The following is a 392-nucleotide window of genomic DNA, read 5'->3' as shown; positions in this document are numbered from 1 at the left end:
GAAAGTGCCAACGGTCTGGAAGATCTGCACCAGCAGCACCAGAAGGATGACACAGACGATCATAATGTTGGTCTGGTAGCGGTAGTAGCCGTAGGAAAGGGCGATCTTGCCCAGGCCGCCGCCGCCGATGACACCGGACATGGCCGAGTAGCCCAGAATGGTGGTCAAAGCTGTGGTCATGCTGGAGATCAGGCGGGGCAGGCACTCGGGGATCATTACTTTGGTGATGATCTGGAACGGGGTCGCACCCATGCTCTGGGCGGCTTCCACCACACCCTCATCCAACTCGCGCAGGCTGGCCTCCACCAGACGCGCCACAAACGGGAAGGCCGCCACCACCAGCGGGACGATGGTGGCCTTGGTGCCTACGGTGGTGCCCACGATGATACGGG

At 61.5% G+C, this 392-nt stretch carries 1 protein-coding gene; it reads right to left on the bottom strand.

All coding sequences use genetic code 11. The features are described 5' to 3' along the window. The coding region (locus P0G09_RS15905; RefSeq protein ID WP_275253142.1) for an ABC transporter permease subunit at positions 1-392 on the bottom strand (392 nt) is incomplete at both ends.

The organism is Faecalibacterium sp. DFI.5.82 (genome assembly GCF_029076575.1).
Taxonomy (GTDB): Bacteria; Bacillota; Clostridia; order Oscillospirales; family Ruminococcaceae; genus Faecalibacterium; species Faecalibacterium duncaniae.
The sequence above is the reverse complement of the archived record's forward strand: the minus strand, read 5'-3'. Positions and strand labels throughout refer to the sequence as shown.